Source organism: Nocardia sp. NPDC055053 (assembly GCF_053608285.1).
The window spans coordinates 24,445-44,061 of sequence record NZ_JBSGVD010000034.1; the positions used below are offsets into that span (position 1 = coordinate 24,445).

The window sequence follows — 19,617 nt, forward strand, 5'->3', positions numbered from 1 at the left end:
CGGATTGGGAGCTCGGGTGGATCAGCGGGTGTCCATACTCCAGCGCAACCGGTCACCGGCCGCGCGCACGACGACCTTGGGCGGGAGCGGGAGTTCGTGGAACGGGGACTCGTTGGAGTCCATCTGATACCCGGCGGTGTTCGGGTAGATCAGCAGATCGCCGACGCGGGCGCGGCGCGGCAGCGGGATCCGCCGCCTGCTCAGCAGGTCGGACTCCAGGCAGGTGGTGGCGCCGACACAGGTGGGGGTGCGATGGCCGGATCGTGGCGGCCACAGCACGGGATCGGGCAGGTATTCGCTGGCGAACCACTGCTCGGACAGGCTCAGGCTGGTGCCGTCGACGGTGAGGATGTCGTACGGCTCGCCTTGTACGGTACGGGTTTTCACGCCTTGCACGCGGAACACCGAGCTGCCTGCCCGATCCAGCAGCGCCCGGCCGGGTTCGACCGCGAGCTGGATTCCATTGCCGCGCAACAGGCCTGCGAGGCCATTGTGGGCCAGGATGGCGGCGAGCATGTCCGCGCCGGGGACGGGGAAGTGGTACGGGTAGTAGCCGCCGGTGGGCGACTCGCCGTGAAACCAGTTGTCGCTCAGGTCGTTCTGGAACCTCGACCACGCCTCGGCATCGAGGTAGTCGACCCCGAAGCCGCCACCGATCGAGATCGTGTCGGCCGGGTGACCGTCCGCTCGCGCCCGCAGGCAGTGCCCGACCAGCGTGACCGCCTGTTCGGCACGGGCCACGGCGTCGTAGCCGGACAGATGGAAACTGAAGCCGGACAGCGTGATCGGGCCGTCCGCCGCGACCGCCTGCACGGCCTGTTCCAGTTCGACGGGGTCGAGGCCGAAGCGGCTGGTCGAGCCGTCGGGCAGCACGCGCAGCAGGATGCGGGCAGGAAGGTCGAGCGCGGCGAGCCGGTCGAGCTCGTCGATCGCATCGATGGCGATCAGCGCCCGATGCCGCGCGGCCAGCCACAACAACTCGTCGGACTTCGCGGGTCCGGTCACCATCAGGTCCTCGCCGCGCACGCCCTGCGCCAGCGCCGCGACCAGCTCACCGGTACTGGCGACATCGATGCCGGCCCCGTGCTCGGCGCACACCCGCGCCACGCACGCCGCCTTGTTCGCCTTCTTCCCGAAGTAGACGAACCCGTCGACGTCCGCCGTCGCGAACGCCGCCTGGAACCCGGTGACATTCACCGCGACTCGATCGGGAAACAGCACGTGAAACGGCCCCCCGACCACCTCCGCGATATCGCCGAGCAGCTGCGGATCGTCGATCAGCCGCTGTTCCACCGCGCTCACCAGCGCGGGCATCGGCGGTGCGCAGTGCGTCGGCCGCGGCGCGCTTTCCGCACGCAGGACGGCGGCGTCAGCGGTCGCTCCGCCGACGCCGCCACCGGGACGGGTCCCCGTCAGTCCCACAACGGCACCTCGACACCCCGTCCCTCGGCGATGGCGCGGGCGGCCAACGCGTGCGCGACCGCGATGTCGGTGAGCACCAGCCCACTGTTGTAGACGAAGATCTTCTCGTCCTCGCTGCGCCGCGCGGGTGTGCTGCGGGTGAGGATCTGCGGCAGTTCGGCATCGACTCTGCGCAGTGTGCCGTCGGGACCGGCCATATCGGTGCCGGTCAGCGCCATCTGCGCGGCACTGGTGGCGACCACTCGATCCGCCTCGACCAGCGTCGACGGCGCGAGCCCGTAACCGACCAGCACCGCCACCGAACCCGGTGCGAGATGGGCGGATTCGAGGGCGACCTCGGTGCCTGGTCCCGCGGTCGCCAGCACCACGTCGGCGTTGGCCGCCGCCGCGTACGGGTCGTCGACCACCTCGAGCAGCGCGTGCGGCGCCGCGTCGGCGAGATGGGTGTGCACCGCGGCCAAACCCTCCGGGTGGGTGCCGAACACCATCAGCTTGCGCAGTTGCGGATTCACCGCCAGCAGATGCGGCAGGGCATTGCGGCCCTGGGTGCCGGTGCCGATGAGCAGCGCGCTCTCGGCACCCCGCCGCACGGTTTCCCGCACCAGCAGCGCGGACACCGCGGGGGTGCGTAAGGCGCCGACTCGCGCGCAGTCCATCATCGCGATGGGCGCGCCGGTGGTGTCGTCGTAGAGGGTGATGGTGGTGTAGTACCGCTTGGTGCTGCGGTCGTGACCGGGATCGAACTTGTAGGAGGTCTTCATGGCCACCACCCGGCGCCTGCCGTCGCGGCCGAGCATCGCGTAGGACACCGAGGAGCCGCCGGGATCGGCGACGCTCAGTTTGCGTGGATTGTCGGATTCGCCTGCCGCGAAGGCGAGATACGCCTCCTCGACGGCCCTGACCACCTCCGCCGGGGTGATCGGCACGTCGGCCAGGTCGCTGCGCGAGAGCACCCGCAGCGGGATGCTCCGGTCACGGTTGTTCAACGGATCCTCGTTCATCTGTCTTGCCCCGCTCTGCTGTCCGATCAGTGGTCGCCCGGAAAGGCGCGACCACCTGTTGCCCATACCCATTCTCGGACGACTCCTGCGCGCGCCTGCGACGTTCGGGCAACCGGACATTGACGCGTTTGAGCCAGCGATCGGTGCCGTCGTAGCGGGCGCGGAACGGCACCCGGCCGTGGACGGCCACGTCGTTGTCCACCAGCAGGACCTCACCCGGAGCCAGCGCGGGCGCGTGGCAGACCCGGCCGAGCTCGGCGGTGAGGCGGGCATAGGCCGCTCGGAATGCCGGGTCGGCATCGTCGAGCGGGGTATAGGCGGGATCGTAACGCAGTGTGGGACTGCCGGTTTCGTCGAACCAGATGGTCGGCAGCGCGGGTGCGGGCTGATCGAACCCGGTGCCGTAGGACACGTCGGGCAGGATCGGCACCGTCGGCACGGCGAGCGTGCGCAGATCCTCCTCGGGCAACCGCACCTGACCCACCGACGACACCGTGGTCGCGACCCGGTCGGGATTGCGCAGGCAGGTCAGCATCAGCAGGTTCGCGCGCGCGGCGTGGAAGGCGTCCTCGGTGTGCGGGCTGAGCAGGGTGGAGCTGCTCGCGCCCGACTGCTCGTCCTCGTGGCCGACGGCGGGCAGGATGTTGTTGACCAGCCTGCCGTTCTGCTGGCCCTGCCACCCGAACGGCTCGCCCGCGCACCGTGCCAGCAGCAGCAGCGCGATGTCGAGTTCGAGCGAGCCGGTATGCCGGGGATCGGCCGCCGCGGTGGCCGCGGCCTGCCAGTGCGACGGGGTCGGGCCGAATTCGGCGTCGTCGACGCACAGGCCGCGCACGACGGTGGCGCCCGCCGCGGTGGCCGGCGGTCGCACGGCGTTGCGGACGGCGTCGGGGAGTTCGGTGGCGCGCTCGCGCACCTGGGCCAGCAACACGGGGTCGTGCAGGGTCTCGGTGTGGGGTGCGTCACCTAATCGGTGTCGGATGTCGGTCGCGAGCGCGCGGACGGCCGAGGCGGCGTCGGGAGGCAGCTCGCGATGTTCGATGTCGTGCAGGTGAATTGTCATACGTTCGGACAGAACGCTTTTCACCGGCCTTCCCTTCTTCGCATCGGTCGAACATGGGTGATCGGAGACTCGATGAGCGAAGGTAGTGCTTGTATTCTAATTAGGCAAGACTTACCTAATATGACAGCTGGGAAATAGCTAAACCATATAACGAAGTGTTTTACCCGAAGTGCCGGAACGTGCGACATCCGGGGGTGTTCAACCCGGCTGCGGTTCGGCGACGGTCGCGAGGATCACCACCACTCGCCCCGCGTTTCAGGTTAGCCTCGCCTAGTTTGCGACGCCAGGAAAAGTGGTGCGGCGCACGCGGTTCGAGGGAGGCAACACGATGGGTTTCACACGCAGGCAGCTCCTGCAATCCGGGCTCGGCGTCACCGCGCTACTGCTGGCGGCCGCGTGCGCGAGCGACGAAGGGGCCGATGGGCCCGCCAAGAAGGGAGGCACGCTGCGTGTCGGCGCGCTCGGCACCGCCGCCCGTATAGAACGCGACCCGCACGCCAACCTCAGCAACGACAGCGACTTCCTGATCGCCTCGCTGGTCTACGACGCGCTCACCGTCCCCGGCGCCGACCCGAACGTCGCGCCGCGGCTGGCCTCGCGCTGGGAATCCTCCGCCGACAACCGCCGCTGGACGTTCACGATCGCCGACGGCGCGAAGTTCCACAACGGCGCACCGGTCACCGCCGAGGACGTGGTGTGGTCGATGCGCCGGCTGCGCTCGGTCGGCGGCGCGTCGAAGATGCCGGTGGCCGAGAACGATATCGCCGCCGACGGCCCGAACCGCGTCGTGTTCACCCTGTCGGCGCCCAATACTCAACTGCCGCTGCTGCTTCGGCTCATGACCTTCACTGTGCCGCAGGGCACCACCGACTTCACCGCCGCGATCGGCACCGGTCCGTTCCGGCTCGAGTCCTTCCAGGGCGGCAATGCCAGGCTGGTCCGCAACGAGCAGTGGCACGGCACCCCGCCGCTGCTCGACGCGATCGAGGTGACCATGTTCGACAGCGTCACCGCGCTCGGCAATGCCGCGCTCGGCGGTCAGATCGACCTGGCCTCCAATGTGGGCGCGATCGCAGGCCGCACCGCGGCGGGCCGTGGCGACCTACAGGTAATCCGGCGCGCGAACGACACCATGCTCGGCGTGGCGATGCGCGTGGCCGACGGCCCGTTCGCCGACGCGCGGGTGCGCACCGCGCTGCGTCTCGGTGTCGACCGGACCGCGCTGGTCAACCAGGTGCATTCCGGCTACGGCACCACCGCCGGCGACGTCCTCGGCACCGCCGACCCGCTCTACGACACCGCGCTCGCGCGCCGCGACCGCGACATCGAGCGCGCCAAAACCCTGCTGCGCGAAGCGAATTTCGATACCGGCCGCGGCTACCCGTTCGTGACGAAGGCCGAGATACCAGGCGAGGTGGAATCGGCGAAGGTGATCGCCACCCAGCTCGCCGAGATCGGCGTCCGCCTGGAAGTGCAGGTGGTCGAACCCACGTCCTTCTACGACAAGACCTGGCTCAACGCGCCGCTCTACACGGTGTCGTGGGGAACCAACGATTCGGTGCTCTTCTACGCCGACAAGCTGTTGACCTCGGGGTCCAACCGCAACGAAACCGCCTTCCGCGATCCGGAGTTCGACGCGGCCACCGCCAAGGCGCTCGCCGCGTCAGGTGACGATTACACCAAGGCGGTCCGCGACATCCAGCGCATCGAGTTCGAGCGCGGCGGCTATCTGGTGTGGGGCATGGCCGACGGCATCGATATCGCCGCCGCGCCGGTACGCGGTCTGCCCACCCTCGGCGGCTTCGCCCGCGTCCAGCTGGAACGCGCCTGGCTGGCGTGATCGCCGTGAAAACCTTCGCCCTGCCCCTGCTCCGGCGGATCGCGCTGCTGCTGGCATTGCTGGCCATCGTCTTCGTTGCGGTGGATTTGCTGCCCGGCAGCGCGGCCCGTTCGGCGCTGGGCCGGGACGTCGAACAGGCCGAGCTCGCCGCGAAGGAACACGAGCTCGGCCTCGACCGCGCAGTGCCGGTGCAGTTCTGGCACTGGCTCTCCGGGGTGCTGACCGGTGATTTCGGGCAGACCGCGCGCGGCAACTCGATCGCGACGTTGCTGGCCGACAAATTCCCGCAGACCCTGCTGCTCGGTGGGATCGCGCTAGTGCTCACCGTCGTGACCTCGCTGGCGCTCGGCTGCTGGTGGGCGGTGCGGCCGACCGCTCTCGGTGCGCGGATCTTGCAGCCCGCCAGCACCGTCGCCGTCGCGGTGCCCGAATTCGTCTGCGGCACACTGCTGATCCTGGTGTTCTCGTTGGCCACGGGTTTGCTACCCGCGGTCACCATCACCGACCGCTCCGGTTTCCCCGCCGGCCCGGAGATGCTGATCCTGCCGGTGCTCGCCCTGGCGATACCGCAGATCGGCTGGAACGCCCGGCTGGTGCGCTCGGCACTGCACGATGTCGCCACCGCGCCGCACGTGGAGAGTGCTGTGCTGGACGGACTTCCGGCCCGCACCGTCCTGTTGCGGCACATGCTGCCCTTCGCGGCGCCCGCCATCGTCGCCGGCTACGCCACCTCCGTCGGCATGCTCTTCGGCGGCGCGCTGGTCGTGGAAACCCTCTTCAACTACCCGGGAGTGGGCGCGGTGCTGGCCGGTTCGGTCGCCGACCGCGACACCGCGACCGTCGCCGCGGTCGTCGCCCTCACCGCCGTCGTCATCATGGCCCTGCTCGCGGTGGCCGACTTCGTCCGCAACTGGGCATCGGCAGGTGCGCGATGAACGCCGCCCAGCCGATGCGTCCCGAACAAGATCAACACGCCGTGGTGGCGGGAGTTACTCGGCCGATGCCGCCATCACGGCGTGGTGATCACCTGTCCAGGCGGGTCTGGTGGCGATGGTCGGCGGTGGCCGGGGTGGCTGTTGTCGTGCTGGTCGCGATGGTGGGGCCGGTGCTTGCGCCCCATCCGGCGGAGCGGGCGGTGGGGATGCCGTTCGCGGAGCCCGGTGGGGGAGCGGCGCTCGGCACCGATCGGCTCGGCCGGGATGTGCTGAGTCATCTGCTCACCGGTGGAACTCAGCTGCTGCTGGTGTCGGTGGTGATCGCGGCGGTGGTGACTGTGCTGTCGGCGGTGCTCGGTGCGGTGGCCGCGGTCCGGCCGCGTGCGGGTGTGGTGATCGAACTCGGTGGCGATCTGGTGATCCTGCTGCCGGCGGTGCTCGGCATCCTGCTCGTCCTCACCGCGTGGCCGCAGGGCGGGGTGTTCGCGCTGATCACGGTGTCGCTGCTGTTCGGTGTGCCCTATTGCGCCAGGATCTTCGTGGCCGCCGCGTCGAGCGTCGCGACCAGCGGCTATGTCGAAGCGGCGATCGCCAGCGGAGAGTCGCTGCCGCACTTGGTTTTCCGGGAGATTCTCCCCAACCTGCGCTCGGTCTTCACCACCCAGCTCGGCCTGCGCTTCGTCGTCGCCGTCTACCTCGTCAGTACCGTCTCCTTCCTCGGTGTGCCCGCGCTCGATGACAACAACTGGGCGAACATGGTGCGCGATAACGCTTCCGGACTGCTGCTCAACCCGTGGGCGGTACTCGCGCCCAGCGCGGCGATCGCGGTGGTCGCGGTCGGGGTGAATCTGGTGGTCACCGGTGGGCCGGGGCAAAGCCGGTCGACAACCGGCGCGACCGACCGCCGAGCGGCTACGCGCGCCGCCGATCCAGCGCGGGCCGCAGCCGGTCGCGAGCGGACCGATGGTGTGCAAGCTGAGAAGCACGGGCGCCGGGACGACCGTGGTATTTCGGTGGTCGACGCAGGGGATGCGGCGGTGATCGAAGGGCTGACCGTGGTCGCTGAAACCGGGGCGGTGTTATTGGCGCCGTTGTCCTTCCGATTGAAGGCGGGCACTGTCACGGCGCTGACCGGTCCGTCGGGGGCGGGTAAGTCGACCGCGATGCGGGCGCTGCTCGGCCATCTCCCCGCAGGCGCCAGGCAGGAAGGTGCGGTGGTTGTCGCCGGGCACGAGGTGTTCGCGCTGGATTCCCGTGCGCTGCGGACATTCCGGCGCACGCGGATCGCCTATGTCGGCCAGGACCCCGGCTCCGAACTGAATCCACTGCTGCGAGTGCGCGCACTGCTGGCCGAGGCCGCGCCCACCGCGTCCGACGCCGATCGCCGCGCCGCCCTCGAATTGGTCGGCCTCGACGCCGCCCACCTGCGCCGCCGCTGCGGCCGTCTGTCCGGCGGCCAGCAACGTCGCGTCGCGCTCGCCCGCGCCTTCCTCCGCCGCCCCGAGGTACTCGTCCTCGACGAGCCACTCGCGGGCCTGCACGGTGCCCTGCGCACCGACATCGCCCGCCTCATCGCCGACCTCGCCGTCCGCGAATCGACCGCCGTCCTCCTCTCCGGTCACGACACCACCACGGTCCACGCCATCGCGGACACCGTGGTCGAGGTTCAACCGCCCGGCGGGATGCCGGTTATCGACGAGGCCGGGGGCGCCGGAGCGTCCGAGCCGGGGACCGCTCTCCCGTGCGCAGGCAAGACCCCACGTCGATTCGACGATGTCGGCGTCGGCGGCGCGGCGGGAGACACCGGCGCGACCGAGGGCGCACGACCCCACGGCACAGGAACAGCGACATCGCGGTCACGTGTCGACCGATCCGACGGCGGCACAGCTTTGCCGGTCGACGGAACGGCACAGCCGGCCACGGCGCCGACCTCGCGGGCGAGCGGAGCCGCCGGTCCTGCCAGTGCGACGGTGTCGCGGGAGAACGGCGCGACTGTCTTGCGCGTCAACGGGATCAGCGCCGTAGCCGACGGCCACGAGATCCTTGGCGACATCGATTTCACCGTGCGCGCGGGTGAAGCGCTGGCCGTGGTCGGCCCGTCCGGCGCGGGGAAGACGACCCTTGCGCGGGTGATCGCGGGTCTGCACAACACCGCCTCGGGATCGCTCGACTTGCGGGGTGCGCCGATCCAGCTCGGCCGCCGACGCCGAATCACGGTGGGCATCAACGGCATCCAGCTGGTCACTCAGAACCCGCTCGCGGCACTGAATCCCCGCCGCACCGTCGAACAGACCCTCGCACGCCCACTCCGCCGCATCGCCCGGGTACCGAAGACCGAGGTCCGGTCCCACGTCGAATCCCTGCTCACCGCAGTCGAACTCCCCACCGACCTCGCGACCCGCCATCCCCGCGAACTCTCCGGCGGCCAACGCCAGCGCGTCGCCCTCGCCAGAGCCCTCGCCGCCGACCCCGCCGTCCTGATCTGTGACGAGATCACCACCGCCCTCGACACCGCGACCGCCGCCGCGATCATGACCCTCCTCGACCACCTCCGCGCCGACCGCGGCACCACCGTCCTGCTGATCAGCCACGACATGGCCCTGGTCGCCAGGCACTGCACCGGACTCCTCGTGCTGGATCACGGTCGCATTGTCGAATCAGGTGTTCCAGCAGAGGTTCTCGCCGCACCGGCCCATCAGGCGACAGCGGATCTGATGGGCTGACGACCGGCCGGAACTCCGAAGGCGTGGCCTGTTCACCCGGCGAGGTACGACGATCTGCCTTGGCTCACTCTGAGAAGTCGCTGTGAGAGGTGCCGTCGACGCCGCGGACCTGGATGATGGGTTGAGTGTCTGTGCAGAAAGTCGGCGTCCTCGCCGCCGTGGCGATGACCGCGCTGCTCGCCGGGTGTAGTTCGCTCGCGTCGATTCCCGGCGACATGCCGCCGGGGCCGGGTGCCGCGCTGCCCGTGATCGATGTGGACGCGCCGGGTCGCGCGGCCGAGCAGTTACGCGGCTGGGCCGACGAGCAGTCGGGCGCGGTCGGCATCGAACCGGTGGCGCTCGAGGCCTATGGCTACGCGGCGGCGGTGCTCGCGCGATCCAAGCCCGAATGCGGAATCGCCTGGACCACGCTGGCCGGGATCGCGAGTGTGGAGAGCGGGCACGGCACCCATCGCGGCGCCGGCGTCGACGCCGACGGGACGGTGCGCCCGGCGATCATCGGTGTCGCCCTCGACGGCACCAAGGGCAATGCCGTCATCCGCGACACCGACGGCGGCAGCCTCGACGGCGACACCACCTACGACCGGGCGGTCGGGCCGTTGCAGTTCATCCCGGAGACCTGGCGGCGCTGGGCGGTCGACGCCAACGGCGACGGCGTGCTCGACCCGCAGAACATCGACGACGCCGCCCTCACCGCCGCCCGGTATCTGTGCATCCGCGGCGGCGACCTGACCTCGGCCGACGGCTGGCAGCGTGCCCTGTTCGCCTACAACCAGTCGAACAAGTACATGCGGGTCGTACGGGACAGGGCGGCCACCTACAGCATCGGCCGCCGCGTGTAGTCGGCTCCGGCCCGGAGTGCCGGTTACTCCACGTCACGTCGAGACGATAGGCTCGCACCCGCACGGACCAAGCCGTGAGACCTACCGTGCCTTCAGTCGTAAGGAGTCGTTTTCGTGGCCATCATCGAACAGGTCGGAGCGCGCGAGATTCTGGATTCGCGCGGCAATCCCACTGTCGAGGTCGAGATCGCCCTCGACGACGGCACCCTGACCAGGGCGGACGTTCCGTCCGGCGCGTCCACCGGTGAGCACGAGGCCGTCGAGCTGCGTGACGGTGGCGATCGCTACAACGGCAAGGGTGTCACCAAGGCCGTCGAGGGTGTCCTCGACGAGATCGCGCCCGCCATCATCGGCCTCGACGCCGTCGAGCAGCGCACCGTCGACCAGGTCCTGCTGGATCTGGACGGCACCCCCGACAAGTCCCGCCTCGGCGCGAACGCCCTGCTCGGCGTCTCGCTGGCCGTGGCCCGCGGCGCGGCCGAGTCCTCGGGCCTGGAGCTGTTCCGCTACCTGGGCGGCCCGAACGCCCACGTGCTGCCCGTGCCCATGATGAACATCCTCAATGGTGGCGCGCACGCCGACACCGGCGTCGATGTCCAGGAGTTCATGGTCGCCCCGATCGGCGCCCCCACCTTCCGTGAGGCGCTGCGCTGGGGCACCGAGGTGTACCACTCGCTCAAGGCCGTCCTCAAGGAGAAGGGCCTGTCCACCGGTCTCGGTGACGAGGGTGGCTTCGCCCCTGACGTCGCGGGCACCGTGGAGGCTCTCGACCTGATCAGCGTCGCCATCGAGCGCGCGGGCTACAAGCTCGGCACCGATGTCGCGCTGGCGCTCGATGTGGCCGCCACCGAGTTCTACACCCCCGGTGAGGGCTACAAGTTCGAGGGCCAGGTCCGCACGGCCGCCGAGATGGGCGAGTTCTACGCCGATCTGCTCACCCGGTACCCGCTGGTCTCCATCGAGGACCCGCTGTCGGAAGACGACTGGGACGGCTGGGTCGCGCTGACCGACGCCATCGGCGACAAGGTGCAGCTGGTCGGCGACGACCTGTTCGTCACCAACCCCGAGCGCCTCGAAGAGGGCATCGCCAAGGGTGCCGCCAACGCGCTGCTGGTGAAGGTCAACCAGATCGGCACGCTGACCGAGACCCTCGACGCCGTCGAGCTCGCGCACCGCAACGGCTACAAGACCATGATGTCGCACCGTTCGGGCGAGACCGAGGACACCACCATCGCCGACCTCGCGGTCGCCGTCGGTTCGGGCCAGATCAAGACCGGCGCCCCCGCGCGTTCCGAGCGGGTCGCCAAGTACAACCAGCTGCTGCGCATCGAGGACGCCCTCGGTGACTCGGCACGCTACGCGGGTGACGTGGCCTTCCCGCGTTTCACCGGCGAATTCTGAGATCAGCAGTATTGCAGTACAGGTTGAGATGACGGGGCGGTAGCGAATGACCGAGCGACGTGCGCGTGGAACCAGTCCGGGTGGACGAGGTGACCGCCGCACGTCGCGCGCCGCACGCTCCCGCCCCAGTCATCTCGACGCTCCCGGCCGCCCCGCCGCGGCCAAACGCACCACCCGGCGCCGCCCCGAATCCGCCACCGGCGCGACAACGAGCAAGCGCAAGCCGAGCGGCAAGCTCGAGCGCAGCGAGCACACCATCCTCGGTCTCTCGACCGGCAAGGCGGTGATCCTCGCCGCCGTGCTGTGCGGCCTTGCGCTGACCCTGGCCGTGCCGACCCGCACCTACTTCAGTCAGCGCGCCGAAGCGACGGCGCTGGCCCAGCAGCGTGCGGAACTGGACGCCGACCTGGCGGTCCTGCGTGATCGCCGGGCCCAGCAGCAGGATCCGGCCTACATCCGCTCCGAGGCCCGCGACCGGTTGCGCCTGGTGATGCCCGGCGAAACCCCCTACATCGTGCAGATTCCCGGCATCGAAGCACCGGCGCCGCCGCCGATGAGCACCCGAACAGCGGCGCCCGACCCCTGGTACACCGACCTGTGGCGCAGCATCTCCGAACCGGCCCCGGAAGGACCAAGGTGACCGCACCGAACGAGCGCGACCTCGAGATCATCGCCCAGCAGCTGGGCCGCGAGCCGCGCGGTGTCCTCGCCGTCGCCTACCGCACCCCCGACGGCCTGCCCGCCGTGGTGAAGACCGCGCCCCGGCTGCCCGACGGCACGCCGTTCCCCACCCTCTACTACCTGACCGACCCGCGGCTGACCGCCGAGGCGAGCAGGCAGGAGTCGGCCGGGGTGATGCGCGAGATGACCGAACGTCTCGCCGCCGACCCCGAGCTGGCCGCGGCCTACCGCGCCGCGCACGAGAGCTACCTGGCCGAGCGGAACGAGATCGAGTCGCTCGGCACCGATTTCACCGGCGGCGGCATGCCCGACCGGGTGAAGTGCCTGCACGTGCTGATCGCGCATTCGCTGGCCAAGGGCCCTGGCGTCAACCCGTTCGGTGACGAGGCCGTGGCACTGGCGGCCGACGCAGGCCTGCGCGGCACCGCGATCCCCGCCGACTGGCCCGCCGCCCGCCAGTCCGGCGAACCGGCATAATCGCGGACAGCACGCGGCGCCTGCACCCCCTCGCACGGCGCTCGGGCCGACCAGGAGGAACATCATGACTGAGCGCATCGCCGCGGTGGACTGCGGCACCAATTCGATCCGTCTGCTGATCGCCGAGGTCGGCGCCGACGGTGGTCTCACCGATGTGCACCGCGAGATGCGGATCGTGCGGCTCGGCCAGGGCGTCGACGCCACCGGCAGGCTCGCGCCGGAGGCGATCGAGCGGACGCGTGTCGCGCTGGCAGATTACGTCGATCTGATGCTCGCGCAGGATGTTTCGCGTGTCCGGATGGTCGCCACCTCGGCCACCCGCGACGCCGCCAACCGGGACGACTTCTTCGAGATGACCCGCGCCGAACTCGGCCGGGTCGTCGACGGCGCCGTCGCCGAGGTGATCACCGGCGACGAAGAAGCGCGACTGTCCTTCGCGGGAGCGGTCGGCGAACTGTCCGCTGACGCAGGGCCTTTCGTCGTCGTCGACCTGGGCGGTGGGTCCACCGAACTGGTCGTCGGCGACGGTGACGGCGTCCAGGCGGCGTATTCCGCCGATATCGGTTGCGTGCGCGTCACCGAGCGCTGCCTGCCCGGTAACCCGCCGACGGCCGAACAGGTCGACGCCGCACGGGAATTCGCGCAGACCAAGCTGGACGAGGCCTTCGCCAAGGTTCCGGTCGACAACGTGCACACCTGGGTCGGCGTCGCCGGCACCATGACAACGATCACCGCCGTTGCCCTCGACCTGCCCGAATACGACTCGACCCGAGTTCATCTCACCCGGCTGAGCCTGGCCGAGGTGCACGAGGTGTGCGACCGCCTGATCGGCATGGACCACGACCAGCGCGCCGCCCTCGGCCCCATGCACCCGGGCCGGGTCGACGTGATCGGCGGCGGCGCTGTCATCACCGAGGTGCTGGCCGACGAACTGGCCCGCCGCGCCGGTGTTTCCGAGCTGGTCGTGAGCGAGCACGACATCCTCGACGGCATCGCGATGTCGATCCTCGGCTGAGCGGCCCGGCCCGCCTGACACGACATCGCCGCGCACCGTGATGCTTTCGGTGCGCGGCGATGAGGCGATCAGGATCAGGGAAGCACCTGCGGGATGATCTCGGGTGCCACGGCGCCGACGGCCGCGCCGATGAGCGCGCCGATGAGGGCATTGGGCAGGCCGATCATCCCGGCACACACCGCGTACACGAGAACGGCCATGACCGCAGGCACGCACATGATCGCGGCGGACATCAGGCCTACCCCGGCACCGAGGGCGGCGGCGTTCTGGATCGGGTCGGAGTTCTGCGCGGCCGGATTGGTGGCGATCGTCTTCAGTTCGGGGGCCGCGGACTGGGACACCTGCGGGGTCGCCGCGAGCGTGCGCCCGTCGGCGGAGATCTCGGTGGCCACGGTGATGGTGTTGCCGCCGACCGTGCCGAAGCTGGTCGGCACCTGGGCGATCGGGCTGCCGGTCGCGGATTCGACGGTCAGTGTGCCGTCCGGCCCGAGGACGAAGCGCCCGTCGTCGACGGTCGCCGTGACGGTGCGCAGGTCCGGCGTCACCGCGGTGCTGTAGCCGATCCCTTCGGCATTACCCACCGAGGACAAGCCCTGGGCGAAGCGCGCCTGGTGATCGGCATCGACCTCGGCCGAGGCGACACCGGCGAACGTGACAGCCACCGCTACCGGCAACACGGCAGCGAGCATCCGGCGTCCCACGCTGGAACTCGAGTTCTGGAACATATCGGAGAAACTCCCTCTCCGAATTCGCCCGAAGAATTCGACCCCTCGGGTGAATTCGAAATTCGTGGTCGATGAACACCCACTATTCGGACCGCCCGCCCCGTTGGATGGATATCCTTGCGCGCCCTATTCACCTCGGGCGAGTCGCGGAGCCCTCGCCGCGCGCCGGACCGGAGCGCGATAGCGGCGCAGGGCGATCCGCTCTCGTACGGGCGCAGGCCCGAGCGCGGCGACCAGCTCCCGGCGCCGCTCCGGCCCGATCAGTCGGCGGTCGCGATAGGTGAGCGCCCCATCGAGCGCCCAGAGCATCTCCAGGTTCAGGCCTTTCACCTCGGCCGCGCGCAGCCGCCGGTAGGTTTCGACGGCGCCGAGTTCGGTGAGATCGTCCAGCGAACGCACATCGGCGTTGGCGAGCATCGCCGCGGCGGCGTGGCCGAGTTCGGCACCGCGTCCGTAGTATTCGCGAATTCGCAAGTGCGCATCGCCCCGAACGGATTCCGCCTCGTTCCAGACGGCGGCACGCAAGTCGTCCGGGGACGAAGGTATTTCATCGCGGGCGAGGACGCGGGCCCGCGCCTCCCTGGCGACCCCGACCATTGGGCGAAATGCGCGAAAGATCTGGATTTCGCCGTCGTGGCCGCGATTCCATTCGTCCAGATACACGTGATCGGAACCGTAGCCCGCGGAATCGAGTCGCGCCGCGCCGATCGCCCACGCGCGGCAGTCGTCGGGCGTGCGCGGGGTGAGCACCAGCATTCCGCGCCGGCGAACGATGTCGCCCCGCGTTCGTCGATAGTGCTGCCGGGTCGCCCAGCTGTCGAACGCCCCAGGTTCCAGCGTTCGGTCCAGTCCGAAGGACCGCCACCGCACAGTCCCCTCCGGATTCCCTCTCCGTACCTGTTGGCTCAATGCCGCGGCGGCCTGATCGTCGAACCGGGTGAACCATCCCGGCACCAGCACGATGGGATCGGCGGGATCGGCGTCGAACGGCGTCGGCATCAGGAACTCCCGGTCGATGAGGATCACGGTCCCCGGCCGCGATTGATACGACAGCCCCCACAGCAGCCGGGACAACAGCTTCGCCCCATGGTCGTCCGACAGCACATGCCACGTCTCATGGAACCGGTTCGTACTGAACCGGGCGTGCGTCCCTGGCCGCGGCACGATCACCGTCCGCACACCACGAACTCCCCGCACCGTATACCGATGCAGTTTCAACCCGTCTGCGATATCCCGGGCATTCCCCGGCCGCTGTCTTTTCATCCCCCCAAGGAGGCCACATCGCCCGGTACCCGGGCAATCGCTTTTCCGACGCGGGCAATCGCTTTTCCGACGCGGGCGGTGCTTGTCGGCGCCGAAGTGGGCTCCTCGTAACGGTTGGTGGCTGGTTGCGGGCATCGGGGTCTCGAGCGGCCTACTCTCTGGTTCAGCAGTGGGATGGCCCGAACCGGGTTTGCCGCCGGTTCACGACGAGCGAGGTGGTGGGACTGCCATGGTCGACGAGGCGGTTTCCGGGGGTGCTGATCATTGGTCAGGTAGCCGACGGCTGCTGGCGGTCTTGCTGGCGATGGCGATGTTCGTCCTCGTCGTGGACACGTCGCTGATGAACGTGTCGATCTCGGCGGTGGTGCGCGACCTCGACACCACCGTCAGTGGTGTGCAGTCCGCGATCGCGCTCGAGGCGTTGGTGTCGGCGGCCTTCATCCTGATCGGCAGCAAAGTCGGGGATCTGATCGGCCGCAGACGCGCCTACGTGCTGGGCCTGCTCGGCTACGCGACCGGGGCGACCGCGATGACCTTCGCGCAGAGTCTGACCGCGGTGATCGTGCTGTGGGCCGTGGTCGGTGGCATCGGTGCGTCCCTGCTGTTGCCCGCCATGCAGTCCCTGGTGCACGGCAACTTCCACGGGGCCGCGCAGAAGAAGGTGTACGCACTCGTCGGCGCGGCGGCCGCGATCGCCGCCGCGGTGGGACCACTGCTCGGCGGCTTCGTCACGACCTACCTGTCGTGGCGCGTCGGGTTCGCGCTCGAGGTGGTGATCATCGCCGCCGTCCTGTCCGGTATCGGGCTGGTTCGCGACGTGCCCTACACGGGGGCGCGCGGAGTGGATGTGGTCGGTGCCGCGCTGTCGGTCGTCGGCATGGGTGGCATTGTGCTGGGGATCCTGGTGTGGCAGGAAGGTGGGGAGGCCGTCGGGGCCTTCCTGGTGGCCGGTGCGGCGGCGTTGATCGGGCTCGCGTTCTGGCTGATCCGCCGGAAACGGCGCGGCGAACCCGCTCTGATGGATCCGGACCTGTTCCGGTCCAAGGTGTTCCGGCTCGGAATAACTGGGCAGATGCTCCAGCAGATCGCGTTGGGCGGCACGATGATCGCACTGCCGATCTACCTGCAGATGGTGCTCGAGTACAACGCGATGCAGGCGGGCCTGTCGCTGGCTCCGCTGTCGCTGAGCATGTTCGCCGTCGCGCTGCTCGCGGGGAAGAAGGCAGGGGCTCGGCGTTCGGCGCCGATCATCCGGTGGGGGTTCGTCCTGGTCACCGTCGGTATCGCGGTGCTCCTCCCGCTGGTGCCCCGCGCGGAGTTCGGGTGGGCGCTGCTGCCGCCGCTCGTCGTCGCAGGCGCGGGCTTGGGTCTGCTCGTCTCGCAGCTGAACAACTACACGCTCGCGCCGATCTCGGAGGAACGGGTCAGCGAAGCCTCGGGCACCAACTCCGCCGCCGGGTCGTTCGGGCTCTCGTTCGGGCTGGCGTTCGCCGGCGCGGTCATGCTGGCCACGCTCTCGCTCACTTTCACCGCGATGACGAAGTCGAGCGAGGTGCTCCCACCCGCGGAGCAGGAGCACGTCGCCCAGGTCCTCGAGGACGACGCGCAGGTCATGAGCAATACCGAACTCGAGTCGCTGCTCGCTGGTCAGCCCCCGGCGATCCGCGAGGAGATCGTCCGGATCAACACCGACGCACGGCCACTCGCGCTACAGGCGGCGCTGCTCGTGCCGATCCTGGCCGGACTGCTCGGCCTGCTCAATTCGTTCCGGATGGTGCGCGAACCCGACGCGCCGCCCGCGGTACCGGGCACCACACCCGGGCTGCTCTGACCTCCTTGCCGTGCCCGGCGCGCCGGTCACGGACAGAAACTCGTGTTAGACATATGCTTACTTTTGTCTTACTTTGGAGGCATGAGTTCAACGACGTCTCATGTGGTCGGGTTCGAGCTGCGCTCCGGGGAAACCTGGCGCGACCCCTGGTCCATGTATTCCGCGCTGCGTGACAAGGATCCGGTCCACCGGGTGATCCCCGAAGAGCTGGAAGCCGACGACTTCTATGTGCTGTCGCGCCATGCCGATGTGTGGGCGGCCGCCAAGGACCCCGAGACCTTCTCCTCCGCATCGGGGCTGACCGTGGACTATGTCGACCTGGCGGCAGCCGGCTTCGGCGCGGTCAAGCCGTTCGTGTTCATGGATCCGCCCGAGCACACCGACTTCCGGCGCCGGGTGGCACCGGGATTCACTCCCCGCCAAGTGAATTCGGTGGAGCCCGCGGTGCGCAGGTTCGTCGTCGAGCGCATCGAGCGGCTGCGCGCAGCGGGCGGGGGCGACATCGTCGGGGAGCTGTTCAAGCCGCTGCCCACGATGGTGGTCGCCCACTATCTGGGGGTGCCGGAACAGGATCACGGCAAGTTCGACGAGTGGACGGAGAACATCGTCGGTGGCGCGGTCGCGGGCGCGGGGCTGGCCGCGGGTGACCAGAACGCCTTCACCGCCGTCGGCGAGCTGGTGGGCTACTTCAGCGAGCTGATCGCCCGCCGCCGCGTCGAACCGGGCGACGACACGATCTCGCACCTGCTGGCCTCCGGCCTCGGCGACGAGGGTGACAACGAGGGCTTGATCGCGATCCTCGGATTCGCGTTCACGATGATCACCGGCGGCAACGACACCACCACCGGCAATCTGGGCGGCGCGGTCCAGCTGCTCACCGCTCGTCCCGACCAGCGCAGGCTGCTCATCGACGACCCGTCGCTCATCCCCGACTCCATCGAGGAGTTCCTCCGCATGACCTCGCCGGTGCAGGGCCTGGCCCGCACCACCACCCGCGATGTCGAACTGCACGACACCACCATCCCCGCGGGCCGTCGCGTGCTGCTGCTCTATGGCTCGGCCAACCGCGACGAACGCGAATTCGGCCCTACCGCAGCCGAACTCGACATCCGCCGCAACCCCAAGCGCATTCTCACCTTCAGTCACGGCCACCACCACTGCCTCGGCGCGGCGGCCGCCCGCATGCAGGCGCGCGTCGCGCTCGAGGAACTGCTCGCCCGCTGTCCCGACTTCACCGTCGACCTCGACGCGGTGCGCTGGTCGCAGGGCAACTACGTGCGCTGGCCCGTCGCGGTGCCGTTCCAGGCGGTGGGCGCGTGAGCGGCGACTGGCTGGCCACCGACCGGGCCGATCTGGCCGCCGAGCGCATCCTCGACGCGGCCGCCGAACTGTTCGCCGAACACGGGGTGGCCGCGGTGGGGATGCGCGATATCGCCGCCGCGGCCGGGTGCTCCAGGGCGACCCTGTATCGCTATTTCGACAATCGCCACGCCGTGCGCATCGCCTTCGTGCACCGCGAGACCCGCCGCATCGTCGCCGACCTGGCCGAACAGGTCCGCGACATCGCCGACCCCGGCGAGCGCATCATCGCCGCGATGCTCGGCGCCATCGCGGCAGTCCGCGCGGACCCGCTGCTCATCGCCTGGTTCCGCCCCGGCGACTCCGGCACGGCGGGCCGCATCAGCCAGGACTCCGACGTCATCGAATCCCTCGCCGCGGCCATGTTCGCCGACACCGACCTCAGCGACCCCGAACGCAGCCGCCTCGCCCGCTGGCTGACCCGCATCATCGTCTCGTTCCTGGCCACCCCCGGCCGCGACGACACCGACGAACACGCCATGCTTCAGGAATTCGTCGCCCCGATCATCACCCGCACCGCCCCCACCTGGGCGGACCGCTAGTCCATCGAGCGTCAGGAACCAGGTTGCGTCTTCAGCCCGGTGTGCTCGGTGCGCGGTTCCGGCATCGCGCACACCATGCCGTCGGCCATGCCGGTCGGCTGTATGCCCAGGCCTTGGTTGAGGCGTCCCCGGTGGTTCTCCCAGGCGATGGCGGCGGCCAGCTCGGTCAGCTGGGCCTTCGACAGGTGGGTGAGCAGGGTGTCGCGCAGTTCGTCGATCTCGACCGCCGGGGTCGACGTCATCGCTTCGGCGAACGCGATCACCAGCTTCTCCAGCTCGGTATAGGCATCGCTGGTCCGGTAGCGGGGAAGATCGGTGATCTGCTCGCGGGTCAGTCCGCTGGTATGCGCCACCGCCGATCCGATGTCGAGACAGAACTGGCAGGCGACCAACCCTGCCGTCTTGAGCTCGGCGAGTTCTTTGAGCCGGGGATCGAGCTTGTTGCTGAACAGCAACGCTGTCTCATAAGTCATGATCGCGACTACGATCTGTGGCCG

Annotated in this window: 17 protein-coding genes; 11 read left to right on the top strand and 6 right to left on the bottom strand. The window is 69.5% G+C overall.

The features are described from left to right. Positions 1-21: 21 nt before the first annotated feature. From ACWF82_RS27445 to ACWF82_RS27455, 3 genes are read right to left on the bottom strand one after another with little or no spacing between them, the layout of a single operon-like run. Positions 22-1,422, bottom strand: a complete 1,401-nt coding sequence (locus tag ACWF82_RS27445) for an alanine racemase (RefSeq protein WP_452505727.1) — start codon at positions 1,420-1,422, stop codon at positions 22-24. Next, a complete protein-coding gene (locus ACWF82_RS27450; protein WP_452505728.1) occupies positions 1,413-2,423 on the bottom strand; it encodes an ornithine cyclodeaminase family protein in 1,011 nt (336 codons plus the stop codon). Before ACWF82_RS27450 ends, ACWF82_RS27445 begins: the two co-directional genes overlap by 10 nt. Continuing rightward, on the bottom strand, positions 2,395-3,486 hold the full coding sequence (locus tag ACWF82_RS27455) for a TauD/TfdA family dioxygenase (protein ID WP_452505730.1): 1,092 nt from the start codon (positions 3,484-3,486) through the stop codon (positions 2,395-2,397). Before ACWF82_RS27455 ends, ACWF82_RS27450 begins: the two co-directional genes overlap by 29 nt. Before the next feature lie 328 nt (positions 3,487-3,814). Between ACWF82_RS27455 and ACWF82_RS27460 the strand changes: the two genes are divergently transcribed. The 8 genes from ACWF82_RS27460 (at position 3,815) to ACWF82_RS27495 (ending at position 13,400) form a co-directional block, all read left to right on the top strand. After that, complete coding sequence (locus ACWF82_RS27460; protein ID WP_452505732.1) at positions 3,815-5,326, top strand: ABC transporter substrate-binding protein; 1,512 nt, start codon at positions 3,815-3,817, stop codon at positions 5,324-5,326. Then, positions 5,323-6,261, top strand: a complete 939-nt coding sequence (locus ACWF82_RS27465; RefSeq protein WP_452505733.1) for an ABC transporter permease — start codon at positions 5,323-5,325, stop codon at positions 6,259-6,261. The genes ACWF82_RS27460 and ACWF82_RS27465 overlap by 4 nt, the downstream gene beginning before the upstream one ends. A gap of 134 nt (positions 6,262-6,395) precedes the next feature. Further along, on the top strand, positions 6,396-8,984 hold the full coding sequence (locus tag ACWF82_RS27470) for an ABC transporter ATP-binding protein/permease (protein WP_452505735.1): 2,589 nt from the start codon (positions 6,396-6,398) through the stop codon (positions 8,982-8,984). Positions 8,985-9,115: 131 nt separating this feature from the next. Next, a complete protein-coding gene (locus tag ACWF82_RS27475; RefSeq protein ID WP_452505825.1) occupies positions 9,116-9,826 on the top strand; it encodes a lytic transglycosylase domain-containing protein in 711 nt (236 codons plus the stop codon). Positions 9,827-9,940: 114 nt separating this feature from the next. After that, on the top strand, positions 9,941-11,227 hold the full coding sequence (eno, locus tag ACWF82_RS27480) for a phosphopyruvate hydratase (protein ID WP_452505737.1): 1,287 nt from the start codon (positions 9,941-9,943) through the stop codon (positions 11,225-11,227). Positions 11,228-11,273: 46 nt separating this feature from the next. Then, the gene (locus ACWF82_RS27485; RefSeq protein WP_452505739.1) at positions 11,274-11,867 is read left to right on the top strand and encodes an FtsB family cell division protein; all 594 of its coding nucleotides are present in this window, start codon (positions 11,274-11,276) and stop codon (positions 11,865-11,867) included. Then, complete coding sequence (locus tag ACWF82_RS27490; RefSeq protein WP_452505740.1) at positions 11,864-12,385, top strand: DUF501 domain-containing protein; 522 nt, start codon at positions 11,864-11,866, stop codon at positions 12,383-12,385. The genes ACWF82_RS27485 and ACWF82_RS27490 overlap by 4 nt, the downstream gene beginning before the upstream one ends. A 64-nt stretch (positions 12,386-12,449) precedes the next feature. Beyond that, positions 12,450-13,400 (top strand): Ppx/GppA phosphatase family protein, encoded by a 951-nt coding sequence (locus tag ACWF82_RS27495; protein WP_452505742.1) that lies wholly within the window; start codon positions 12,450-12,452, stop codon positions 13,398-13,400. Between the two features lie 74 nt (positions 13,401-13,474). On the opposite strand, the gene ACWF82_RS27500 is transcribed toward ACWF82_RS27495, so the two are convergent. Next, a complete protein-coding gene (locus ACWF82_RS27500; RefSeq protein WP_452505744.1) occupies positions 13,475-14,125 on the bottom strand; it encodes a hypothetical protein in 651 nt (216 codons plus the stop codon). Between the two features lie 126 nt (positions 14,126-14,251). Further along, positions 14,252-15,304, bottom strand: a complete 1,053-nt coding sequence (locus ACWF82_RS27505; protein WP_452505746.1) for a TfoX/Sxy family DNA transformation protein — start codon at positions 15,302-15,304, stop codon at positions 14,252-14,254. A gap of 313 nt (positions 15,305-15,617) precedes the next feature. Between ACWF82_RS27505 and ACWF82_RS27510 the strand changes: the two genes are divergently transcribed. From ACWF82_RS27510 to ACWF82_RS27520, 3 genes are all read left to right on the top strand, one after another. Then, the gene (locus ACWF82_RS27510) at positions 15,618-17,219 is read left to right on the top strand and encodes an MFS transporter (RefSeq protein ID WP_452505748.1); all 1,602 of its coding nucleotides are present in this window, start codon (positions 15,618-15,620) and stop codon (positions 17,217-17,219) included. 81 nt (positions 17,220-17,300) lie between these two features. Further along, the gene (locus tag ACWF82_RS27515; protein WP_452505750.1) at positions 17,301-18,539 is read left to right on the top strand and encodes a cytochrome P450; all 1,239 of its coding nucleotides are present in this window, start codon (positions 17,301-17,303) and stop codon (positions 18,537-18,539) included. Continuing rightward, complete coding sequence (locus ACWF82_RS27520) at positions 18,536-19,120, top strand: TetR/AcrR family transcriptional regulator (protein ID WP_452505752.1); 585 nt, start codon at positions 18,536-18,538, stop codon at positions 19,118-19,120. The genes ACWF82_RS27515 and ACWF82_RS27520 overlap by 4 nt, the downstream gene beginning before the upstream one ends. A gap of 11 nt (positions 19,121-19,131) precedes the next feature. Here the strand turns inward: ACWF82_RS27520 and ACWF82_RS27525 are convergent, their stop codons facing one another. Further along, entirely contained in the window at positions 19,132-19,593 is a 462-nt protein-coding gene (locus tag ACWF82_RS27525) for a carboxymuconolactone decarboxylase family protein (RefSeq protein WP_452505754.1), read from the bottom strand. Positions 19,594-19,617 lie beyond the last annotated feature (24 nt).

Coding starts and splice junctions, on each gene's coding strand:
- ACWF82_RS27525 (WP_452505754.1), bottom strand. CDS start 19,593: ATGACTTATGAGACAGCGTTGCTGTTCAGCAACAAGCTCGATCCCCGG.
- ACWF82_RS27495 (WP_452505742.1), top strand. CDS start 12,450: ATGACTGAGCGCATCGCCGCGGTGGACTGCGGCACCAATTCGATCCGT.
- ACWF82_RS27500 (WP_452505744.1), bottom strand. CDS start 14,125: ATGTTCCAGAACTCGAGTTCCAGCGTGGGACGCCGGATGCTCGCTGCC.
- ACWF82_RS27515 (WP_452505750.1), top strand. CDS start 17,301: ATGAGTTCAACGACGTCTCATGTGGTCGGGTTCGAGCTGCGCTCCGGG.
- ACWF82_RS27460 (WP_452505732.1), top strand. CDS start 3,815: ATGGGTTTCACACGCAGGCAGCTCCTGCAATCCGGGCTCGGCGTCACC.
- ACWF82_RS27485 (WP_452505739.1), top strand. CDS start 11,274: ATGACCGAGCGACGTGCGCGTGGAACCAGTCCGGGTGGACGAGGTGAC.
- ACWF82_RS27455 (WP_452505730.1), bottom strand. CDS start 3,486: ATGACAATTCACCTGCACGACATCGAACATCGCGAGCTGCCTCCCGAC.
- ACWF82_RS27510 (WP_452505748.1), top strand. CDS start 15,618: ATGGTCGACGAGGCGGTTTCCGGGGGTGCTGATCATTGGTCAGGTAGC.
- ACWF82_RS27450 (WP_452505728.1), bottom strand. CDS start 2,423: ATGAACGAGGATCCGTTGAACAACCGTGACCGGAGCATCCCGCTGCGG.